Genomic DNA, 21,227 nt, shown 5'->3' with positions numbered 1-21,227 from the left:
CCGAAAGTGATGCGGGTGGACGCGAAAGACATGGGCACCGACCTCAAGCAGGTGCTCATCACCAAGGAAGAGATCGACGCGAAGCTGGTGGAGCTGGCGGCGAAGATCGACGCGGAGTACGCGGGCAAGGACCTGCTCATCGTCGGCGTCCTCAAGGGCGCGGTGATGGTCATGGCCGACCTCGCCAGGGCGCTGTCCACCCCCGTCACCATGGACTGGATGGCCGTGTCGTCGTACGGCGCGGGCACCCAGTCCTCCGGCGTGGTGCGGATCCTCAAGGACCTCGACACCGACATCAAGGGCAAGCACGTCCTCATCGTCGAGGACATCATCGACTCCGGCCTGACCCTGTCCTGGCTGCTGTCCAACCTCGGCTCCCGCGAGCCCGAGTCGCTCAGGGTGTGCACCCTGCTGCGCAAGCCGGACGCCGCCAAGGTCGCCATCGACGTCGAGTGGGTCGGCTTCGACATCCCGAACGAGTTCGTCGTGGGCTACGGCCTCGACTACGCCGAGAAGTACCGCAACCTCCCGTTCGTCGGTACGCTCGCGCCCCACGTCTACGGCGGCTGAGTCGGCCTCTGAGCCGACAGAGCCTTCTTTGTAGGACGATCGGGAACCCCAGCGGGTTTCGCGCCGTTGGAGCATGCAGACGGGTTTGCCAGCCCTCCCGTGCGGCTTCGCGCGACAATGCTGGGGTACCGTCAGAAGAACTGTCTTATCAAACTCACTATGGCAGGAGGGACGGGGCGACACCGCTCCGTATGGATGGACGTGAAGCGATACTTCCGTGGGCCGGTCATGTGGATCGTGCTGGCCGTCCTTGCCGTGGTCGTGTTGATGCAGGTCGTCGGCTCGTCCGGCGGCTACAAGACGGTGGACACCGGCCAGGTCGTGGCAGCGATCAACAACAACAAGGTGGAGTCGGCCAAGCTCACCACCGGTGACGAGCAGACCATCAAGGTCCAGCTCAAGAACGGCGAAAAGGTCGAGGGCAGCTCGAAGATCCAGGCGAGCTACATCGGCGACCAGGGCGTCAACCTCGCCAACACGCTGCAGACCAAGTACCAGGACAAGCAGATCCCGGACGGCTACACCGTTTCGCCGTCCAAGCAGAACCCCTTCCTGGGCATCCTGCTCTCCCTGCTCCCCTTCGTCCTGATCGTGGTCGTCTTCCTGTTCCTGATGAATCAGATGCAGGGCGGCGGCTCCAGGGTCATGAACTTCGGCAAGTCCAAGGCCAAGCTCATCACCAAGGACACCCCCAAGACGACGTTCTCGGACGTCGCGGGCTGTGACGAGGCGGTCGAGGAGCTCCACGAGATCAAGGAGTTCCTGCAGGAGCCGGCGAAGTTCCAGGCCGTCGGCGCCAAGATCCCCAAGGGCGTGCTGCTCTACGGCCGTCCCGGTACCGGCAAGACGCTGCTCGCGCGTGCCGTCGCCGGCGAGGCAGGGGTGCCCTTCTACTCGATCTCCGGTTCCGACTTCGTCGAGATGTTCGTCGGTGTCGGTGCCTCCCGGGTCCGTGACCTGTTCGAGCAGGCCAAGGCGAACGCCCCGGCGATCGTCTTCGTCGACGAGATCGACGCGGTCGGCCGCCACCGCGGTGCCGGCCTCGGCGGTGGTCACGACGAGCGCGAGCAGACGCTGAACCAGCTGCTCGTCGAGATGGACGGTTTCGACGTCAAGGGCGGTGTGATTCTCATCGCTGCGACGAACCGCCCCGACATCCTCGACCCGGCGCTGCTGCGTCCCGGCCGCTTCGACCGCCAGATCGCGGTCGACCCGCCGGACCTGCAGGGCCGTCTGGAGATCCTCAAGGTTCACCAGAAGGGCAAGCCGGTCGCTCCGGACGTCGACCTCGCGGCCGTCGCCCGCCGTACGCCGGGCTTCACCGGCGCGGACCTGAGCAACGTCCTCAACGAGGCCGCGCTGCTCACCGCTCGCAGCGACAAGAAGCTGATCGACAACTCCATGCTGGACGAGGCGATCGACCGCGTGGTGGCGGGCCCGCAGAAGCGGACCCGGATCATGTCGGACAAGGAGAAGAAGATCACCGCGTACCACGAGGGCGGTCACGCCCTGGTCGCGGCGGCCTCCCCGAACTCCGACCCGGTCCACAAGATCACGATCCTGTCGAGAGGCCGTGCCCTCGGCTACACGATGGTGCTGCCGGACGAGGACAAGTACTCCACGACCCGCAACGAGATGCTGGACCAGCTGGCCTACATGCTGGGCGGCCGCGCGGCCGAGGAGCTCGTCTTCCACGACCCGACCACGGGCGCCGCGAACGACATCGAGAAGGCCACCGCCACGGCCCGCGCGATGGTCACGCAGTACGGCATGACCGAGCGGCTCGGCGCCATCAAGTTCGGCGGCGACAACACCGAGCCGTTCCTCGGACGTGAGATGGCTCACCAGCGCGACTACTCGGAAGAGGTCGCCGCGCTGGTGGACGAGGAAGTCAAGAAGCTCATCGAGAACGCGCACAACGAGGCCTGGGAGATCCTGGTCGAGAACCGCGACGTCCTCGACAACCTCGTCCTGCAGCTGCTGGAGAAGGAGACGCTGGGCAAGGAGGAGATCGCCGAGATCTTCGCCCCCATCGTCAAGCGCCCGCCGCGGCCCGCCTGGACCGGCTCCTCCCGCCGCACGCCGTCGACCCGTCCGCCGGTGCTCTCCCCGAAGGAGCTCGCACTGACGAACGGCGCCAACGGCGCGACCCCGGCGATCAGCACCGCGAAGTCGACGGCGGCGGATTCCGCCCCGGCGATCGAGACGGCCCCGGAGGACCGCCCGGAGAGCTGACCACCGCTCTCCCGCGGCCACATCGGCCCGGAATGAATGCCGCGCCCCCCAGGTTCTAGCCTGGGGGGCGCGGCATTTCAGCCAGGTCGCAGATTGAGGCGCGTGGCCCACACGCGTGACCCGCACAGGAACGAGGCACCACATGACCGACCCCGTGACGCTGAACGGCGAGGGCTCGATCGGCGAGTTCGACGAGAAGCGCGCCGAGAACGCCGTACGCGAACTGTTGATCGCGGTCGGCGAGGACCCTGACCGGGAGGGGCTGCGGGAGACTCCGGCGAGGGTGGCGCGGGCGTACCGGGAGATTTTCGCGGGTCTGTGGCAGAAGCCCGAGGACGTGCTGACGACGACGTTCGACCTGGGGCACGACGAGATGGTCCTGGTGAAGGACATCGAGGTGCTGAGCTCCTGCGAGCATCATCTGGTGCCCTTCGTGGGCGTGGCCCATGTCGGCTACATCCCGTCCGTCGACGGCAAGATCACGGGGCTTTCGAAGCTGGCCCGGCTCGTGGACGTCTATGCCCGTCGGCCTCAGGTGCAGGAACGACTCACCACGCAGATCGCCGACTCGCTGATGAAGATCCTGGAGCCGCGCGGGGTGATCGTCGTCGTCGAGTGCGAGCACATGTGCATGTCGATGCGGGGTGTCCGCAAGCCCGGCGCGAAGACCATAACGTCGGCGGTGCGTGGCCAGCTGCGTGATCCCGCGACCCGCAACGAGGCGATGAGCCTGATCATGGCGCGCTGACGCCGGAGGAGCGGGCAGGCCCCACGGGCTCAGGCCGCCGACGCCGCCCCGTTGTTGTGTTCGTCGTCCTCCGGGAGTCTGCACACGCGCTCCAGGAAGATGGCCGCGACTATCACTGCGATGCCCGCCACGACCGAGAAGCCGGCGTAGATGGCCTGGTCGCGGCGGGCGGGGATGTCGAGGAGTTCCAGGAGGAAGACGCCCGTGCCGCCGTACATACCGGCGACCAGGGCGGCGACCAGGGCGCTGGCCTGGCCGAAGACGACCGCGCGGGCCGCCATCAGCGGGTCGACCCCCTTGGCCTCGGGGCGGCGCTCGCGCTGTGCCTTGAAACGGCCGCGCAGGGAGAGCGCCGTGGCCAGCAGGACCACCGCGATCAGGGCGAGGACGACGGGCGCGGCGAGGGGGACACTGGGCAGGGTCCCGATCGAGTTCCAGAGGCGGGCGCCCGCCCAGGACAGGATTCCGGCCACGACGAACACGCCGACCAGCACCCTGATGCGCAGCTCTCTCACGGTGTCCCTTCAGCTCCCCCGGGTCCTGCGGACCGTCCCGCGGACTGTGGTCTTCCCGACCTTGCCGTCCTGACCTTAACGACTACTCGGGCAGGTGGAGTTCCAGGTCCTTGCGCGGTGTCACGCCCTCGCGGGTGACGGCGTCCAGGAGAGCGGCGACCGCGCCGTGGCCGGGCAGCTGCGCCTCCGGCTCCATGTCGTGCCAGGGGGCGAGGACGAAGGCGCGCTCGTGGGCGCGCGGGTGGGGCAGCGTGAGGTGCGGGTCGTCGTCGATGACGTCGGCGTACGCGACGATGTCCACGTCGAGGGTGCGCGCGCCCCAGCGCTCGTCCCGTACCCGGTGGAAGGCCTCCTCGACCGCGTGCGCCCGCTCCAGGAGCGAGGACGGCGGCAGTGTGGTCTTCAGAACGACGACCGCGTTGAAGTACGAGGGCTGGCTGCCGGGCTCGACGCCCCACGGCTCCGTCTCGTACACCGGGGAGACGGCCTTGATGCGGACGCCCGGGGTGTCCTCCAGGGCGTCGATGGCGCCCTGGAGGGTCTCCAGACGGTTGCCCAGGTTCGCGCCGAGGGAGAGCACCGCCCGTTTCGGGTTGTGGAGCGTCGTGTCGGCGGCGTCCACCTGCGCCACGACGGAGGCGGGTACCGGCTGTACGGTCGGGTCGCTCGAACCCGTGGCGAAGGACGCGGTCATGCTCGGCCCCGGGTGATGGTGACGGTCACGTCGTCGAAGGGGACCGTGATCGGGGCGTCCGGTTTGTGGACGCAGACCTCGACCTCCTGGACCCCGTCGTGCTTCAGACAGGCCTGGGCGATGCGCTCGGCGAGCGTCTCGATGAGGTTGACGGGCTCGCCCTCGACGACGGCCACGACCTCCTCCGCCACGATGCCGTAGTGCACTGTCTTCGCCAGGTCGTCGTCGGCGGCGGCCGGGCGGGTGTCAAGGCCGAGGACGAGGTCCACGACGAAGGTCTGGCCCTCCTCCCGCTCCTTGGGGAACACCCCGTGGTGCCCGCGGGCCTTGAGGCCGCGCAGCGCGACACGATCCACGCGAATCACTCCTGCAATCGTCGGTGACGGCCGGTCGATGCCGTGTGCGGGCGGCACACCGGCCTCGAACGAATCTACCTGCGGGCACTGACAGCACCGGGTCACCGGAGCGTGGCCCGTGCCGGGACCAGGAGGGTTCATCCCGTGTTTCCCCTGGGGAACCCGGCGGCTCATGGGTTGGTAGCCGCCCCTACCCAGGGGTCCGTGATTCCAACCACTTCTTGGTCCTCAAGGGGGCGCCTACCCACTCAGGAGGGTGTGTCGCCGTCCTCGTCCTCGTCGTTTTCGGTCATCACGGGCGAGGCGTGGTGGGACCAGAGCTTCCAGCCTGCCGGGGTGCGGTGGAAGATGTTCGTGGCGACCACCAGCTGCCCGACGAGCGGACCGAGTTCCTCACTGCCCCTGGGCGCGGGACCGCCGCTGAGGATGTTCTCGGTGCAGGTCACCAGGGCGGTGTCGCCGGTCACGGAGACATGCACGTCGGTGAGGAAGAACTGGATGTAGTCGGTGTTCGCCATGATCAGCGCATACGACCTCAGGACCTCGCCGCGGCCGGTGAGCGCGGGCCAGCCGGGGTGCACGCACGAGATCACTCCGGTGTCGGCGGGGTCGTGGTACTCCTCGTCGACCCCCAGGTCGGACGGGGCGAGCCAGAGTGCCGACAGGTCCTCGAAGTCGCCGCGCTCCATGGCCTCGTAGAAGGCGGTGTTGGCGGCTTCCACCTGCTCGACGTCGGTGTGGGGGGCGCTCACCGGGCTCCTTCGGCAGCGCGCGCACCCTCCACGGCGCGTGCGACCCGTACGGCGTCCGCCGTCGCGCGCACCTCGTGCACGCGCACCGCCCATGCGCCGGCGTGCGCGGCGAGTGCGGAGACGGCGGCCGTCGCGGCGTCGCGCTCGCGCGCGGGCGGGGGCGCGCCCTCCGGTCCGGCCAGGACCCGGCCGAGGAACCGCTTGCGGGAGGCGGCGACGAGCAGGGGATGGCCGAGGCCGAGCAGCCGGTCCAGGTGGGCGAGCAGGAGCAGGTCGTGCTCGGCGTCCTTGGAGAAGCCGAGACCGGGGTCGACGACGATGCGGTCGGGGGCGATGCCGCCGGCCAGGACGGCCTCCACGCGTGCGTGCAGTTCGCCGGCGACCTCGGTGACGACGTCGCCGTACACGCCCTTGACGTTGCCGCCCTCCAGGAAGCCGCGCCAGTGCATGACGACGAAGGGGGCGCCGGCCGCTGCCACCACGGGGATCATCGCGGGGTCGGCGAGGCCGCCGCTGACGTCGTTGACGAGGGCGGCGCCCGCGGCGAGGGCCCGTTCGGCGACGGAGGCGCGCATGGTGTCGACGGAGACGCTGACGCCCTCGGAGGCGAGGCCGCGGACGACGGGGATGACCCGCTTGAGCTCCTCGGCCTCGTCGACGCGGGTGGCGCCCGGACGGGTGGACTCGCCGCCGACGTCGACCAGGTCCGCGCCCTCGGCGACCAGGTCGAGGCCGTGTTTGACGGCGTTGGTCGTGTCGAAGAAGCGGCCGCCGTCGGAGAAGGAGTCGGGCGTCACGTTCACCACTCCCATGACCGCGCAGCGGTCCCACTCCGGAAGGCCCGCGACGCGCCCGCGTCCGCTCTGCTTGCTCATACGTTCAGCGTAGGCCCCGGCCGCGGCGGTAGGACGCCACGGCCCGGACGGTGGCCCTCCGGTGGGAGGGCCGTTTCCGTCCGGGCCGTTGTTCACAGGGTCGGGCGTCCGGTGCCCGGGTCAGGTGGTCATGCCGCGCGTACGTCGCGCTCGGCGACGGCATGCGTGCACACGCGCGGGGCGGTCCTGCGGCGGCGCAGGAAGCGCGGCAGCGGCAGGGCGAAGTTGACGAAGCCCTCGGCCTGCATGGCGGCGAAGCCGATGCGCGGCAGGTCGGCCGATGCGCGGTAGACGACGAAGCGGGGCTCCCAGCGGGGCTGGAACTTCGCGTTGAACTTGTACAGGGACTCGATCTGGAACCAGCGGGACAGGAAGACCAGCAGTCCGCGCCAGGCGCGCAGCACCGGGCCCGCGCCGATCTTCTCGCCGCGCGCGAGTGCCGAGCGGAACATCGCGAAATTGAGCGACACGCGCGTGATGCCGAATTTCGGCGCCGCCTGGAGGGCCGCGACGATGAGGAGTTCGTTCATGCCGGGGTCGGCCGAGCGGTCGCGGCGCATCAGGTCCAGGGACGCGCCGTCGGTGCCCCACGGGACGAAGTGCAGGATCGCCTTCAGGTCGCCGTACTCACCGGGCTGGTCGTCCGCCTTGTGGGCGGTGGCGATCAGGCAGTCGCCGTCGGCGGCGTCGCCGATGCGGCCCAGCGCCATGGAGAACCCGCGCTCGGTGTCGGTGCCGCGCCAGTCCTCGGCGGCGTTGCGGATCCGCTCCAGCTCGGCGTCACCGAGGTCACGTACACGTCGTACCCGGGTTTCGTAACCGGCGCGCTCGATGCGCTTGACCATCTGGCGCACGTTGCGCATCGCGCGGCCGGCGAGGGAGAAATCCGCTACGTCCACCACCGCCTCGTCGCCCAGTTCCAGGGCGTCGAGTCCGGTCTCGCGGGTCCACACCTCGCCGCCCGTCTCCGAGCAGCCCATGACGGCCGGTGTCCAGGAGTGGGCCCTGGCCTCGTCCATGAACCGCTCGATGGCGCCCGGCCAGGCCTCGACGTCGCCGATGGGGTCACCACTGGCGAGCATCACGCCGGAGACGACCCGGTAGGTGACGGCCGCCTTGCCGCTGGGTGAGAAGACGACCGCCTTGTCGCGGCGCAGCGCGAAGTGGCCGAGGGAGTCGCGGCGGCCGTGCTTCTCCAGCAGGGCGCGCAGGCGTGCCTCGTCCTCCTCCGTCAGCCGGGCCGCGGGGTGTTCGGGCCGGAAGGCGAGGTAGATCGTCGTGACCGCCGTCAGCAGACCGAGGGCGCCCAGCGAGAAGGCGACCGTCCAGGAGGTGTTGCCCTGGTAGTCGACGGGGCCCTCGAAGCCGAACAGGCCGTACAGGACGTGCGTAATGCGATCGGCCAGGCTCGGGTCGCCGACCATGCGGTTCGGGTGGACGCTGACGATGATCAAGCCGAGGACGAGGGAACCCGCGCCCATGAGGACGAAGTTCGCGAGCGCACGCCACCTGCTGCGCGGGTCGGGCAGGGCCGCGAACTGGTCGCGGTGGCGCAGCAGCGGTGCGAGCAGCGCGAGCGAGATGATCACTCCGAGGAGGGAGTGGCGGTATGTGAACTGCGCCACCGCGCCTGCCGGCAGGAGCGCCACCGCGGCGCGCCACGCCCGGCGTTTGCCGCGCTTCAGGCCGTGCGCGAGGAGCAGCAGCAGGATGCCGGCGCTGAGCGACAGCGCGGCCGCGAACGGGCCGAACGACCCGGGCAGCACCTCGGCGATCGTGTGCATACGGCTGTGCCTGAAGCGGGGGAAGACGCCCGCGGCGATGTCCAGAACGCCTACGAGTGCGCAGGCTCTGGCGACGAGGACGGGGACGACCTCGGGGCGCGGACCACGGAATACGCGCCGCGCGCTGCGTGATCGAGTGGGAACCCCACCCGACATTTCCTCATCTGTCCTGACAGACATCGCATCCCGTAGTTCTGCGAGAGACCTTGGATCCGGTGCCGATTCGGGCATCCGGCGACATTGCGCCCTCTAGGACGGTGTCTCGGGGAGCGAGGTTCCAACCTCTCCTCAAAGCCGGTCCAAAGGCCGAGGAAAGTTCCGGACAAGCTCTCGCGAAGGTATGCGGGATCCGGGTGGAAACCGCAGGCAGGAAGCAGGTCATGGGTCTTACGAGCAACAAAGTGCTGCTGCTGGCAGTGATGTTCGCCGTACTGCTGTTCGTGGGCACGGTGTGGGTGTGGCCGCGCCTGGCACGGCGCAACTGGCGGGCCGTCAGCGGGCGCGTCGGGCTGCTGTTCGGAACCCAGCTGGCCCTCTTCCTGTCGGTCGGCCTCGCCGCCAACCAGGCCTTCGGGTTCTACGCCAGCTGGGCGGACCTCTTCGGCCAGGAGAAGGCCCAGGGGGTGGTCGTGAACCACACGGCGTTCGGCGCCTCCGGCGGTCCGCTTCAGGTGATCGACACGGCACGCGTGCGTGGAGCCGGGGGTTCGGGGCCGCAGGCCGGCGGCCAGATCCAGAGGGTCGACATCGTCGGCCGTACGACGAACATCGCCACGCCCGCGTATGTGTATCTGCCGCCTGAGTACTTCCAGCCGCAGTACCGCACGCGAACGTTCCCGGCGGCGGTGGTCCTCACCGGATATCCGGGGACCGCTCAGGCGCTCGTGGACAAGCTGCACTATCCGAGTACGGCGCAGGGCCTCGCGAAGAACGGCCGTATGCAGCCGATGATCCTGGTGATGCTGCGGCCGACGGTGGCGCCGCCGAGGGACACGGAATGCGTGGACATCCCCGGCGGTCCGAAGACGGAGACGTTCTTCGCCAAGGACCTGCCCGACGCCGTACTCGCGCACTACAGGGTGGGCAAAAAGCCGGGCAGCTGGGGCATCATCGGTGATTCCACGGGTGGCTACTGCGCGCTGAAGCTGGCCATGCACCACCCCGGGGTGTTTGCCGCGGCGGCGGGTCTGTCGCCGTACTACAAGGCGCCGACCGACCCCACCACGGGCGATCTCTTCCACGGCGACAAGCGGCTGCGCAACCGCGCCGACCTGTGGTGGTGCCTCAAGCATCTGCCCGGTCCGGACACTTCACTGCTCGTCACCAGCAGCAAGATCGGGGAATCCAACTACAAGGCGACACTGAAGTTCATAGAGGGTGTGCGGGCGACGAACCGGACCCGGATCTCGTCGATCATCCTTGACAGCGGCGGCCACAACTTCAACACCTGGCGGCGGGAGATTCCCGCGACTCTGCAGTGGATCAGCGGGCGGCTGAGCGACCGGTGACCAGGGTTCCCACAGGGGATGATCTTGCCGAATTCGGCAAAGGCCTATTCCTGATGCGCTGTGAACGTTTCGGTATGGCTGTGTTTTTGCGGGGCGGGGCACCAACGCTCGCCTACGCGCGGTAAGTTTCTGGCCATGCCACGTGGACGTCACCGCCATTCCCCGCCCTTGCACAGACTGCTGCCACCGTCGGCGATCGCAGGCGTCTCTTTCGTCTGCGCCTTCGGTCCGTGGGTGTTCTCGCAACAGGCCGTGCTCCGTGTCATAGCGGCGGTTGCCGCGGCGACGGCGGTCGTCGGCGCGGCCGTCATGCGCCGTTGGGACACCCAGGCAGGCAAGCAGGTCGCCGACCTCACGCGCGCGCGGGCGAGCGACGAGTGGCGGCACGAGGAGCGGGTCGCCGAGCTGGAGACCGACCTCGAGGAGTCGCGCGAGCTGCGCGCCAAGCTGGAGCAGCGGCTGCGGGCCAAGCGCGCCGAACTGGCGGGACTGCGCAACGAACACGCGGCGCTGCTGCGGCGGTACGCCACCGCCGAGACCGAGCGCGCGAGCGCCCTGGAGGGCCGCCGCCTGCTCGAGATAGAGGCCGGGGCCCCGGCCGCCCCCGCGCTGCCGCCCGTGCCGGCGGCCGGCACCGAGGCCGCCGAGACGGAGCGCGTGACGGAGGAGACCGGGGCTGTGGCTGCCTCGGCGGACGCCTCCGAGGGCAGGGCCGAGGAGCCGGCGGCGCCGGCGATCTTCTCGCCGGAGGGTTCCAAGCTGTTCCTGCGGGCGAAGGCGGCGCTGAAGAAGTTCGACGAGGACGGTGACGGTTCTCCGAAGGACGACGGCGGCGCGGACGGTGCGGCGGACTCGCAGGAGGCCGCGGGCGCCGATGCCGAGGACGACACCGACCCCGAGGACGACGACTCCCCGAAGGGCGGCGGCTCTCCCAAGGGCGACGAGGCTTCGAAGGGCGTCTCCCCGAAGGGCGAGCCGGTGACGGTGAAGGCCGGTTCGGACCCGGCGGCAGCTCAGACGGTCGCGACCGAGCCCGTCGCCGCCGAGCCCGCCGCCACCGTGACCGAGACCGCCCCCGGTGAGACCGAGGCCGCGGCCCAGGAGGATGAGTCGCAGGGGCAGCCCCAGGCGGTCGACGGGCATGAGCGCGCGGCCGCCACCACTCCGGCCAGGCACACCCCGGCCGCCCAGCCCGTGCGGCAGCCCGCCGGTCACTTCGTCGCACCGACCGCGGTGGCCGTCGTACCGGCCGCGCCCGTGCGCCGCCAGGCGGTCGAGGGCGGATTCGACTTCTTCGGTACGAAGGCGGAAGGGGCGCAGGACGCCCTGGAGGCCGTGCAGAACGAGGACCTCGCCGACGTGGTCGGCCAGGAGGCGCTCGCCGTCCACAAGGCCGAGGCCGAGGCGGAGTTCAAGCCGGCCGACGAGGAGGCGCGCGGTGAGGGCCAGGTCATCGACCTGACGGCCCACGACGAGACCGAGCAGATCGATGTGCAGGGGCTCCGGAGCGCGGTTTCCTGAGCCCTTCCGTTCCCTGACGGCCCCGGGCGATTTCTTACGGCCCGGGGCCCTCGTTTGCCCGGGGCCCTCGCTTTCCCGGGATCCTCGCTTCCCGGGCTCTTGAATTCCTGGGCTCCGGGATTCCCGGGCTCCGGGATTCCCGGGCTCCGGCTTTCGCTGCGCTCCGCCGGCTCATTGCCTGCTGTCGCGGTCTTGTCGTTCAGCGGGCTGCCACAGCCGTTTCCAGGCCCGCTGGGCCAGCCGCGAGCCGCCGTCCGGTCATCGCCCTACGACGCCATCCAGCGGTCCGGCAGTGCGTCCCGTCGGCCGGTCCGTGAGCGTTCGGCCTGTCCTCGCAGGAGTTCCGCCGCCTCCTGGGCGTCCCTCAGCCTGGCTGTGACGGTCTTGTCGGCTCCCGTGTCCACATGGACGTCGGCGAGCCGCCACAGCCGCTTCCAGGGGCCCTGGACCAGCCGCACGCTCTGCACCTTCGCATGCGGTACGAGCGCCAGGCTCCGGCGGAGCAGGCCGTGCCGGGCGGCGAACACCGTGTCGGTGACGGCGATTGCCCGGCCCCGCCACCACACCGGCAGACACCGCCCCGCCCGCCGAGGCGGCCGTGACAGCGCCTCGGCGGGCGGCACCGTCACCCCGGGCAGCACGCGCGCGACGACCGTCTCGGCGACCGCTCGCGGAGCGACCGGCACCAGCACGGAGTTGGACGAACCGGCCACATCCAGCTCCACCCGCACCCAGCCGAGCCGCCGCCACAGCAACGGCTCCATGATCCGCACGGTCTGCACCCGGCCGGGCGGCACCGTCTCGTGCGTACGGTCGAGGAGCCCGTGGTCGATGCGCAGCCCGTCCGGTGACTCGCCCACCGTCCAGTCGTACTCGCCGACGAACCGCCCCGCGCTGCTCGCGCCCGCCGCGCCCAGCAGTGGCAGGCCGGTCGCGAGGACCGTCCACACGCTGTGGGTGGCCAGCCAGAGCACCGGCGGGACGACGAGCGCGGCCGCCAGGGAGCCCCAGGTGGCGCCCGTCAGCAGGACGGAGATCGCGAGGTCGCGCGGCGGCGTGCGCAACAGCTCGCGCGCCGGCGCCTCACCGATCTCGTGCGCGGTCTCGGGCGCGAACCCGGCGGCGCGCGCGAGCAGTTCCGCGCGCAGCGCACGCGCCTCGCGCTCCCCCAGGAAGGAGAGCTCGTCCTTCTTGTCGGTCCCGACGACATCGAGTTTGAGCTTGGCGACGCCCGCCACGCGCGCGAGGAGCGGCTGGGTGACGTCGACGGCCTGGATGCGTTCCAGCCGGATGTGCGCCGTGCGCCGGAACAGCAGGCCGGTCCGTATCCGCAGCTCGGTCTCGGTCACCGCGAAGTGCGTGAACCACCAGGTCAGAAAGCCGTACAGGGAGGCGGCCGGGACGAGGACGGCGAGTGCTGCCAGGAGGGTCGTGGTGGTCAGCCGGGTCAGCTGCTGCTGCGCCTGGTCGGGATCGTGCAGGGCCCATCCGATGACCACGGCCACCGGCGCCCACGCCCGCCTGAAAGGCGTCACGGGATGCAGCCGCCGCTCGGTGACGGGTTCCTTCGCGGCTACGGCGTCGTCGACGCCCGGCGCGGTCACAGACCCGCCGATCGGGCCTCGCCGAGCTCGGTGAGCCGGTCCCGCAGCCGCTCCGCCTCGGCCGGGTCCAGGCCCGGGATGGTCGCGTCGGTCGCCGCGGCCGCCGTGTGCAGCTGCACGCTGGCCAGCCCGAAGTGCCGCTCGACGGGCCCCGAGGTCACCTCGACCAGCTGCATCCGCCCGTACGGCACGACGGTCTCCTCGCGCCACAGCACGCCCCGGCTGATCAGCAGGTCGTCGGCGCGCTCGGCGTACCGCCAGGAGCGCCAGTTGCGGCCGAGCAGCACCCAGCCCCAGGCCGCCGGCGCGAGCGGCAGCAGCGCGAGGGCGGCCCAGCCGGGCCCCGCGAGCAGCCCGAGCAGCAGGCCCAGGGCGAGGGCCAGCAGCCCCAGCCACACCACCAGCAACAGCCGGCGCATCCGCAGCAGCCCGGGCGGCAGCCCGATCCACACCGGCTCCGCCGATTCGTCCCCCGTCGTCCCCGTACTTTGCGGGCTCCCCGTCTCCATACGGTCAGCGTACGTAGGAGAGACTGACTCCATGACTCCTACGACGGAGACCATGGTCGGTATCGGCGGCGCCGCGGAGAGCACCGACATGGTGCTCAACATCGGACCGCAGCACCCGTCCACGCACGGCGTGCTGCGGTTGCGCCTGGTGCTGGACGGCGAGCGCATCACGCACGCCGAGCCGGTCATCGGGTACATGCACCGCGGCGCGGAGAAGCTGTTCGAGGCGCGCGACTACCGCCAGATCATCATGCTCGCCAACCGCCACGACTGGCTGTCGGCCTTCTCGAACGAGCTCGGTGTGGTCCTCGCGGTGGAGCGCATGCTCGGCATGGAGGTGCCCACGCGCGCGGTGTGGACGCGCACGCTGCTCGCGGAGCTCAACCGGGTGCTCAACCACCTGATGTTCCTGGGCTCGTACCCGCTGGAGCTGGGCGGCATCACCCCGGTCTTCTACGCCTTCCGGGAGCGGGAGGTCCTCCAGAACGTCATGGAGGAGGTCTCCGGCGGCCGTATGCACTACATGTTCAACCGCGTCGGCGGCCTCAAGGAGGACCTGCCCGCGGGCTGGGCCACGCGCGCGCGTGCCGCCGTCGCCGCCGTCCGCTCGCGCATGGACGTCTACGACGACCTGGTGCTCGGCAACGAGATCTTCAGGGGGCGCACGCGGGGCGTGGGCGCGCTGGCGCCCGAGACGGTGCACGCCTACGGCGTGAGCGGGCCGATCGCGCGCGCCTCGGGCGTCGACTTCGACCTGCGCCGGGACGAGCCGTATCTCGCGTACGGCGAGCTGCAGGACACCCTGAAGGTCGTCACCCGGCAGGAGGGCGACTGCCTCGCCCGCTTCGAGGTGCTCCTGGAGCAGACCCATGTCGCCCTCGGCCTCGCCGACGCCTGCCTCGACCGGCTCGCCGAGCTGCCGCCGGGGCCGATCAACCAGCGGCTCCCCAAGGTCCTGAAGGCGCCCGAGGGGCACACCTACGCGTGGACCGAGAACCCGCTCGGCATCAACGGCTACTACCTCGTCAGCAAGGGCGAGAAGACCCCGTACCGGCTGAAGCTGCGCTCGGCCTCGTACAACAACATCCAGGCGCTCGTCGAACTCCTGCCGGGGACGCTGGTCGCGGACATGGTGGCGATCCTGGGGTCGCTGTTCTTCGTGGTCGGGGACATCGACAAGTAGTGCGGCCCGGACCCCGGGCCCGGCGCGGTCAGCCGGCGAGCGGGTCCGGGATTCCCACCGGCTGCAGCAGCCAGCCGAAGTCGCCGAGGCCGCCCGGGGCGGTGAGTTCGGCGGCTTCACCGGCGCTCGCGAGGGCTCGTACGTATGCGGCGGGCTCGCTGGATGCGAGTGCGAGCGGGGGGCGCGCGCCGGTGATGCCCAGGGCGCGCAGGGCATCGCGCTGCGGCAGGAGGCGCGCGCCGGAGGGTGTCCGCGCCGACCCGTGCGCCGCGCACGCGTCCAGTGCGACATGTGCCGTGATGTCGCACGACCCGTCCGGCACGGGCGCCGTCTCGCGCCCCGCGCGGAAGCCGGTGAGCGTGCCGAACGGGGGGCGCGCGTCCAGGATGTGCGCGTAGTCGACGGCGACCGCGAGCCCCCGGTCGAGGGAGGAGACCGCGGTCGCCCAGGCCTCGTCCCGGGGGAGCCCGATCTCGGCCCGCAGTCCCTCCTCGGCCGGCAGCGGCCACCACCGGGCGAGCCACTCCGCTTCGGCACCGCCGACCGGCGCCCCGAGCCTTTCGGCCCCGTCCTGCCGTACGAGCACCTGCCGCGCCACGCCCTCCGCGTCCACCTCGGCGACGTCCACGGGCACGTTGTCCAGCCACTCGTTGGCGAACAGGAGCCCGGTGACCTGCTGTGGCGGTTCGCCGAGCCACTCGATCCGGTCGTCGAGGCCCGCCGGGCGGCCGGCGATCTCGACGGCGTACGCACGCGTGCGTGCCGCCACCTCGGCGGGCAGCGCGGCCAGCACACCGCCGGCCAGCTCGCCCCGGCCCGCCGCCATGTCGACGAAGGCCAGCGTGCCGGGCCGCCCCAGCGCCTCGTCGACCCGGCACAGCAGCCGTGCCACCGCCTCGGCGAACAGCGGTGACGCGTGCACGGACGTACGGAAGTGCCCGGCCGGCCCCTCCGGCCTGCGATAGAACCCGCCGGGCCCGTACAGAGCCGCCTCCGCCGCGGCCTGCCAGCCCTGCCACCGGCCCGATGTCTCTTCCGTCACCAGGCCAGGCTAAGCGCGCAGGAGAGGGGGGCCTCCACCTTGGGGAGTATGTGCGCCGGGCGCGGATCGGTCCTCCGGTTGACCCCTGCACGCATCTCGCTTCCCTACGCTGGGTTACGTGCAGCGCCTCTATGACTTCCTCCGCAGACACCCGACAGGGGTCGACTCCTTCTGGGCCGTCTTCCTGTTCGGGATCTCGCTGCTGAGCGGGACCTCCAGTTCGGCGGTCCGGGGCACCGACAACCCGGCGCTGATCGTTCCGATCGCGCTGCTGCTGTGCCTGGTGATCGCGCTGCGCCGGCGCACGCCGGAGAAGATGCTGCTGCTGACGATCGGGCTCGGCGTGACGCAGCTGGCGCTGAACGTCCAGACGATGGCCGCCGACTTCGCGATGCTGGTGATCGTCTACACGGTGGCCACGACGGGCACCCGATGGGCCTCCCGGCTCGCGCTGGCCATGGGGCTGTGTGCGGCGCCGATGGCGCAGCTGCGCTGGCCGCAGGACGGGAGCGCGCTGGGCAACGGCGCGAAGGCGGTCTTCCTGACCGTGCCCTTCGCCCTCGCCTGGGTGCTCGGCGACTCCATCCGCACCCGCCGCGCCTACTTCGCGCAGCTGGAGGAGCGCAACGCCCGGCTGGAGAAGGAGCGGGAGGCACAGGCCAAGGTCGCCGTCGCGGCCGAACGCGCCCGGATCGCCCGCGAGTTGCACGACGTCGTGGCGCACAACGTCTCGGTGATGGTGGTACAGGCCGACGGCGCCGCCTACGTCCTGGACGCCGCCCCCGACCAGGCCAAGAAGGCCCTGGAGACCATCTCCTCCACCGGCCGCCAGGCCCTCGCCGAGATGCGCCGCCTGCTCGGCGTACTGCGCACCGGCGAGCACCAGGAGGGCGGCGAGTACGTTCCGCAGCCCGACGTCGACCAGATCGACGAGCTGATCGAGCAGTGCCGCACCTCCGGCCTGCCCGTCGACTTCAAGGTCGAGGGCACCCCGCGCCCGCTGCCCAGCGGCGTCGAGCTCACCGCGTACCGCATCGTGCAGGAGGCGCTGACCAACACGCGCAAGCACGGCGGCCCGAACGCGGGCGCCAGTGTGCGCCTGGTCTACTTCGACGACGGCCTCGGCCTGCTCGTCGAGGACGACGGCAAGGGCGCCCCGCACGAGCTGTACGAGGAGGGCGGCGCCGACGGTCAGGGCCACGGCCTGATCGGTATGCGCGAACGGGTCGGTATGGTCGGCGGCACCCTGGACGCGGGGCCGCGCCCCGGCGGCGGATTCCGGATCAGTGCGCTGCTCCCGCTGAAACCCGCACACTGACGCCTGCGTACGCCCCTCGTTGACACCTGATGCCCCCGCGGACAGCAACCGCCGCAAACGGAAACCGCCGCAACGGATGAGAACGGAAGAGGTCCCGATGACGATCCGCGTGATGCTCGTCGACGACCAGGTGCTGCTGCGCACCGGGTTCCGGATGGTGCTCGCCGCCCAGCCGGACATGGAGGTCGTCGCGGAGGCGGGGGACGGCGTCGAGGCCCTCCAGGTGCTGCGCGCGACCGCCGTCGACGTGGTGCTCATGGATGTGCGCATGCCGAAACTGGACGGCGTGGAGGCCACCCGCCGCATCTGCTCGGAGCCCGACCCGCCGAAGGTGCTGATCCTGACCACCTTCGACCTCGACGAGTACGCCTTCTCGGGGCTGAAGGCGGGCGCCTCCGGCTTCATGCTCAAGGACGTGCCGCCCGGGGAGCTCCTCGCCGCCATCCGAGCCGTGCACAGCGGCGACGCGGTGGTGGCCCCCTCGACCACGCGGCGCCTGCTCGACCGGTTCGCGCCGATGCTGCCGAGCGTCGGGAAGGAGCCCCAGCACAAGGAGCTGGAGCGGCTCACCGAGCGCGAGCGCGAGGTCATGATCCTGGTCGCACAGGGCCTGTCCAACGGCGAGATCGCGGCCCGGCTGGTGCTGTCCGAGGCGACCGTGAAGACCCATGTGGGCCGCATCCTCACCAAGTTGGGGCTCCGGGACCGGGTGCAGGTGGTGGTCCTGGCGTACGAGACGGGTCTGGTGCGCGCGGGCGGGCACGGCTGAGCCGCAGGGCGCGTGATTCCCGCGTAACCGGCGCCCACTAGGGTCTGCGCATGCTCCTGTGGATCAACGGCCCGTTCGGCGGCGGCAAGACACAGACCGCACACGAGATCCAGCGGCGCCTGCCCGGCAGCGTCATCTGCGACCCCGAGCACCCCGGTTTCGGTCTGCGCCGGATGCTGCCGCCCGAACTGCGCGGCGACTTCCAGGACCTGGCCTCCTGGCGGCAGGGCGTCGTCGAGGTGCTCGACCTCGCCCTCACCAAACGGGAAGGGGTCGTGATCGCACCCATGACGGTCACCGATCCGGTCTGCTTCGAGGAGACCGTCGGCCGGCTGCGTGAACTCGGCCATGACGTACGCCACTTCACTCTCCTTGCTCAGCGCGAGACGGTCCTCAAGCGGTTGCGCGAACGCGGTTTCGGACACCTCCTTCGGTACGTCACCGGGAAGAACTCCGGTCTGGGCCGGGAGACCTGGGCCGTGCAGCAGCTCGACCACTGCCTGGAACGGTTGCAGGAGCCGGAGTTCGCCGAACACCTGTGGACGGACCACTCGACCGTGCCGAAGACGGCGGACCGCATCGCCGTACTGGCCGGACTGAGGCTCCGGCCGAACAACGAGGGCACGCTCAGGACGCGGATGCGGCAGCTGCGGGTGGGAATCCGGCACATCCGATTCGACTGACTGCCCTCCGGACGAAGTGCTGCCGGCGCTCCGCCGGGGCAGGCCCTAGCGGAGTATCCCTTCCAGGAAGTCGCTGCCGAGCCGGGCCACGACCGCTATGTCCAGCTGGTGCTGGACGTACCGGCCACGGCGGCGCGTGGTGATCAGGCCCGCCTTCTTCAGGACGCTCAGATGGCGGGATATCTCCGGGGCCGTCATCCCCTGCGTCTGCGCCAGCTCGCTCGTGGTGTGGGCGCTGCGGGCCAGATAGCGGCAGATGCGCATGCGGACGGGGTGGGACAGGGCCGTCATGCGCAGCGCCAGCTGCTCGACGGAGGGCGGGGCGGCGAGTTCGGGGGAGCCGACCGGGTAGTGCAGCACCGGCTGCCAGCCGTGCCGGTACAGAACGGACAGGTGGGGCCAGCCGAAGCTGGTCGGGACGAGGAGGAGGCCGCCGTCCCGCGTGGCGGTACCGCCCACGCTCAGCTTGTCGACCGTGATCCGCTCGGCGGCCTCGTCGAGCGTGACCACCGGCGACACGGCCGCCAGCGCCTCCGCCAGGCCCTTGCGGCGCAGCAGGTCGGTCTTGTGGCGGGCGTCCGCCGTGAGCTGGTGGCGCAGCCGGGACCAGGCCTCCGCGAAGAACGCCTCGTCGCAGTCCTGGAGGAACTGGCGCAGCCAGCGCCGGATCCTGGGCGGGTCGGTCAGCAGCAGCTCGCTGAAGCGCACCTGCCCCGGACCCCGCGCGGCGGCCAGCTCAAGGGCGCGGCGGCGCAGCCCGGCGTCGACGAGCGGGCCGGGCCCGTCGCCGTGGGGCATCGCGCAGCTGAACTCCAGGGCCGCGTCCACGAACTGCTCGTCCGTCAGCTTGTCCAGCAGGTCCAGCTCCTCGGCGAGCGTGGCCCCGGGGAGTGCGGTACCGCCCGGGATGCCCGCACAGGGCAGGAACAGGTCCGAGAACGTCGTCCGCCACAGGAAGTCCGCCTCGCACATCCGGTCCGCGAGATGGGAGTCGAGCCGGGCCGTCACCCCCGTCACCCACCCCTGCAGGCCGGGATGGTGTCCCGGCTCGGACAGCGCGTGCAGCGCCATGCCGAGCTCGGCCAGGGGCGAGGGGACCACGGCGACCCTCTCCGGCCGCAGCCCCGCGATGTCGATGTGCACGCTCATGACCTCATGGTGCACCCCGGCACTGACAACGCCGGCGTCGATTGACGGCGGCCGTCAATCGACGCGACTTCACTGCAGCGGTTCCGCCTTGCCGGCCTCCTCCTCGAGCCGGGACACGAACTCCGCGACCGCCGTCTTCACGTCGTCGGCCGTCCACTCCAGGCCCGCGGCCCGGACGTACACCTCGGTGAAGGCCAGGCCCGGGCCCTTCGGATCCCAGTCGGCCGCGAACAGGAGGGTGCCCGTCTCCTCTCCGTGCCGGACGGCGGCCTCCGCGAGGACGCCGGCGTCGTACGGCAGCCAGACCTGGAACTCGTTGGTGTGCGGCACCTCGGGGTGGACGTGCATCCAGGGCACGCCGGCCTCCGCGAACCCCTCGCGCAGCGCGGCGGCGACCACGCGCGCGTGGGCGACGTACTCGGGCAGCCGCGGCAGTTCCCGCTCCAGCCCCGCGAGGGCCGACAGCACCGTCGGGAACTGCTGGAAGATCTGGCCGCCGTACCGGTGCCGCCAGGTCTTCGCCTCCTCGACGAGGGTCTTCGGGCCCGCGAGCGCCGCGCCGCCGAAGCCGTTGAGGGACTTGTAGAAGGACACGTAGAGGCTGTCCGCGAGTTCCGCGATCTCGTCCAGGGGGCGGCCGAAGTGGACGGTGGACTCCCACAGGCGTGCGCCGTCGAAGTGCACGACGGCGTCCCTGTCGCGGGCGGCCGCCACGACCTCGGTGAGCTCCTCCCAGGACGGCAGCACGAAACCGGCGTCCCTGAGGGGCAGTTCGAGCATCAGCGCCCCGAAGGGCTCCTCGAAGTCGCGTACCTCCTCGGCGGTCGGCAGCCGGGACCCGCTCGTCACCCGGACCGGGCGCAACCCGCTGACCTGGCTGAACGCGTTCCGCTCATGCACCTCGGGGTGGGCCAGTGCGTGCAGGGCGACGGTCGGGTTGCCGGTGCGGCCCGCCCAGCAGCGCAGCGCCACCTGCTGGGCCATGGTGCCCGTCGGGAAGAACGCGGCGGCCTCCTTGCCGAGCAGTCCCGCGACCTTCTCCTCCAGGGCCTCGACGATGCCGTTGCCGTAGATGTCCGCCGGTTCGTCCAGGTCGTACAGATCCTGCGCGCCGTCCAGCAGCGCCAGGCGCTCCCGGAGCGTGCCCAGGAAACCCGGGCGCGCGAGGACGCGTTCCGCGCTCCGATACGCGCCGGTGCGCCGCTCACGGCGTCGCTTGCGCCGCTCTTCGTCTGATATCCGGCCTTCGTCCGGTGTCGGGTCGGAGTGCCGCTCGACCTGCTGCGCCGCATCGCTCATGCCCCGGATCATGCCTGTCGCAGGTCTGGGCGGGCACTCGGATTTCCACAGGCTTTCCCGTAGGCCGACGCCGTGGCGTAACCCACAGCCTGTGGACAACCGGACGCCCTTCG

General features: G+C 71.0%; 20 protein-coding genes. 9 read left to right on the top strand and 11 right to left on the bottom strand.

What is annotated here, in order from left to right; all coding sequences use genetic code 11:
- The first annotated feature begins 9 nt into the window (after window positions 1-9).
- The 3 genes from hpt (at window position 10) to folE (ending at window position 3,553) form a co-directional block, all read left to right on the top strand.
- Window positions 10-570 (top strand): hypoxanthine phosphoribosyltransferase, encoded by a 561-nt coding sequence (gene hpt / locus ABT254_RS21200; protein ID WP_351472847.1) that lies wholly within the window; start codon window positions 10-12, stop codon window positions 568-570.
- Between the two features lie 195 nt (window positions 571-765).
- A complete protein-coding gene (ftsH, locus tag ABT254_RS21195; RefSeq protein ID WP_351472186.1) occupies window positions 766-2,805 on the top strand; it encodes an ATP-dependent zinc metalloprotease FtsH in 2,040 nt (679 codons plus the stop codon).
- Window positions 2,806-2,947: 142 nt separating this feature from the next.
- Window positions 2,948-3,553, top strand: coding sequence for a GTP cyclohydrolase I FolE (gene folE / locus ABT254_RS21190; protein ID WP_351472184.1), 606 nt, complete (start codon window positions 2,948-2,950; stop codon window positions 3,551-3,553).
- Window positions 3,554-3,582: 29 nt separating this feature from the next.
- Here the strand turns inward: folE and ABT254_RS21185 are convergent, their stop codons facing one another.
- The 6 genes from ABT254_RS21185 to ABT254_RS21160 all read right to left on the bottom strand — a co-directional run bounded on the left by ABT254_RS21185 (window position 3,583) and on the right by ABT254_RS21160 (window position 8,685).
- Window positions 3,583-4,068: a DUF3180 domain-containing protein gene (locus tag ABT254_RS21185; protein ID WP_351472181.1), complete on the bottom strand. Its 486-nt coding sequence runs from the start codon at window positions 4,066-4,068 to the stop codon at window positions 3,583-3,585.
- Between the two features lie 82 nt (window positions 4,069-4,150).
- On the bottom strand, window positions 4,151-4,762 hold the full coding sequence (gene folK / locus ABT254_RS21180) for a 2-amino-4-hydroxy-6-hydroxymethyldihydropteridine diphosphokinase (RefSeq protein ID WP_351472179.1): 612 nt from the start codon (window positions 4,760-4,762) through the stop codon (window positions 4,151-4,153).
- Window positions 4,759-5,118 carry a dihydroneopterin aldolase gene (gene folB / locus ABT254_RS21175; RefSeq protein ID WP_351472176.1) on the bottom strand — a complete coding sequence of 120 codons (360 nt, stop codon included), beginning with the start codon at window positions 5,116-5,118 and terminating at the stop codon, window positions 4,759-4,761. The genes folK and folB overlap by 4 nt, the downstream gene beginning before the upstream one ends.
- A gap of 248 nt (window positions 5,119-5,366) precedes the next feature.
- Window positions 5,367-5,870: a nuclear transport factor 2 family protein gene (locus ABT254_RS21170; RefSeq protein WP_351472174.1), complete on the bottom strand. Its 504-nt coding sequence runs from the start codon at window positions 5,868-5,870 to the stop codon at window positions 5,367-5,369.
- The gene (gene folP, locus ABT254_RS21165) at window positions 5,867-6,745 is read right to left on the bottom strand and encodes a dihydropteroate synthase (RefSeq protein ID WP_351472171.1); all 879 of its coding nucleotides are present in this window, start codon (window positions 6,743-6,745) and stop codon (window positions 5,867-5,869) included. Before folP ends, ABT254_RS21170 begins: the two co-directional genes overlap by 4 nt.
- 128 nt (window positions 6,746-6,873) lie before the next feature.
- A complete protein-coding gene (locus ABT254_RS21160) occupies window positions 6,874-8,685 on the bottom strand; it encodes a phosphatidylglycerol lysyltransferase domain-containing protein (protein WP_351472168.1) in 1,812 nt (603 codons plus the stop codon).
- Between the two features lie 224 nt (window positions 8,686-8,909).
- Here ABT254_RS21160 and ABT254_RS21155 point away from each other — a divergent pair, with 224 nt between their 5' ends.
- A complete protein-coding gene (locus ABT254_RS21155) occupies window positions 8,910-10,037 on the top strand; it encodes an alpha/beta hydrolase (protein ID WP_351472165.1) in 1,128 nt (375 codons plus the stop codon).
- 135 nt (window positions 10,038-10,172) lie between these two features.
- Window positions 10,173-11,558, top strand: coding sequence for a hypothetical protein (locus ABT254_RS21150; protein WP_351472162.1), 1,386 nt, complete (start codon window positions 10,173-10,175; stop codon window positions 11,556-11,558).
- A 266-nt stretch (window positions 11,559-11,824) separates the two neighbouring features.
- On the opposite strand, the gene ABT254_RS21145 is transcribed toward ABT254_RS21150, so the two are convergent.
- Window positions 11,825-13,174: a PH domain-containing protein gene (locus ABT254_RS21145; protein WP_502972017.1), complete on the bottom strand. Its 1,350-nt coding sequence runs from the start codon at window positions 13,172-13,174 to the stop codon at window positions 11,825-11,827.
- On the bottom strand, window positions 13,159-13,704 hold the full coding sequence (locus tag ABT254_RS21140) for a PH domain-containing protein (protein WP_502972010.1): 546 nt from the start codon (window positions 13,702-13,704) through the stop codon (window positions 13,159-13,161). Before ABT254_RS21140 ends, ABT254_RS21145 begins: the two co-directional genes overlap by 16 nt.
- On the opposite strand from ABT254_RS21140, the gene ABT254_RS21135 reads away from it, so the two are divergent.
- Window positions 13,703-14,854 (top strand): NADH-quinone oxidoreductase subunit D, encoded by a 1,152-nt coding sequence (locus ABT254_RS21135; protein ID WP_351472153.1) that lies wholly within the window; start codon window positions 13,703-13,705, stop codon window positions 14,852-14,854. The two genes, ABT254_RS21140 and ABT254_RS21135, sit on opposite strands and share 2 nt — an antisense overlap.
- A 28-nt stretch (window positions 14,855-14,882) precedes the next feature.
- Here ABT254_RS21135 and ABT254_RS21130 read toward each other — a convergent pair whose 3' ends face one another.
- Window positions 14,883-15,896 carry an SAM-dependent methyltransferase gene (locus tag ABT254_RS21130; protein ID WP_351472150.1) on the bottom strand — a complete coding sequence of 338 codons (1,014 nt, stop codon included), beginning with the start codon at window positions 15,894-15,896 and terminating at the stop codon, window positions 14,883-14,885.
- A 118-nt stretch (window positions 15,897-16,014) separates the two neighbouring features.
- Between ABT254_RS21130 and ABT254_RS21125 the strand changes: the two genes are divergently transcribed.
- From ABT254_RS21125 to ABT254_RS21115, 3 genes are all read left to right on the top strand, one after another.
- Window positions 16,015-17,214, top strand: coding sequence for a sensor histidine kinase (locus ABT254_RS21125; RefSeq protein WP_351472147.1), 1,200 nt, complete (start codon window positions 16,015-16,017; stop codon window positions 17,212-17,214).
- Window positions 17,215-17,311: 97 nt separating this feature from the next.
- Entirely contained in the window at window positions 17,312-17,983 is a 672-nt protein-coding gene (locus ABT254_RS21120; RefSeq protein WP_351472144.1) for a response regulator transcription factor, read from the top strand.
- Between the two features lie 50 nt (window positions 17,984-18,033).
- Entirely contained in the window at window positions 18,034-18,666 is a 633-nt protein-coding gene (locus ABT254_RS21115; protein WP_351472141.1) for an AAA family ATPase, read from the top strand.
- Window positions 18,667-18,711: 45 nt separating this feature from the next.
- Here ABT254_RS21115 and ABT254_RS21110 read toward each other — a convergent pair whose 3' ends face one another.
- Both ABT254_RS21110 and ABT254_RS21105 read right to left on the bottom strand, forming a co-directional pair.
- A complete protein-coding gene (locus tag ABT254_RS21110; RefSeq protein WP_351472138.1) occupies window positions 18,712-19,815 on the bottom strand; it encodes a DUF5937 family protein in 1,104 nt (367 codons plus the stop codon).
- A gap of 69 nt (window positions 19,816-19,884) precedes the next feature.
- The gene (locus ABT254_RS21105; protein ID WP_351472135.1) at window positions 19,885-21,114 is read right to left on the bottom strand and encodes a threonine aldolase family protein; all 1,230 of its coding nucleotides are present in this window, start codon (window positions 21,112-21,114) and stop codon (window positions 19,885-19,887) included.
- Between the last annotated feature and the right edge of the window lie 113 nt (window positions 21,115-21,227).

The organism is Streptomyces sp. NPDC001137, from assembly GCF_040298885.1.
In the GTDB taxonomy this organism is placed as follows: Bacteria; Actinomycetota; Actinomycetes; order Streptomycetales; family Streptomycetaceae; genus Streptomyces.
This window is presented reverse-complemented; position numbering and strand designations above follow the sequence as displayed.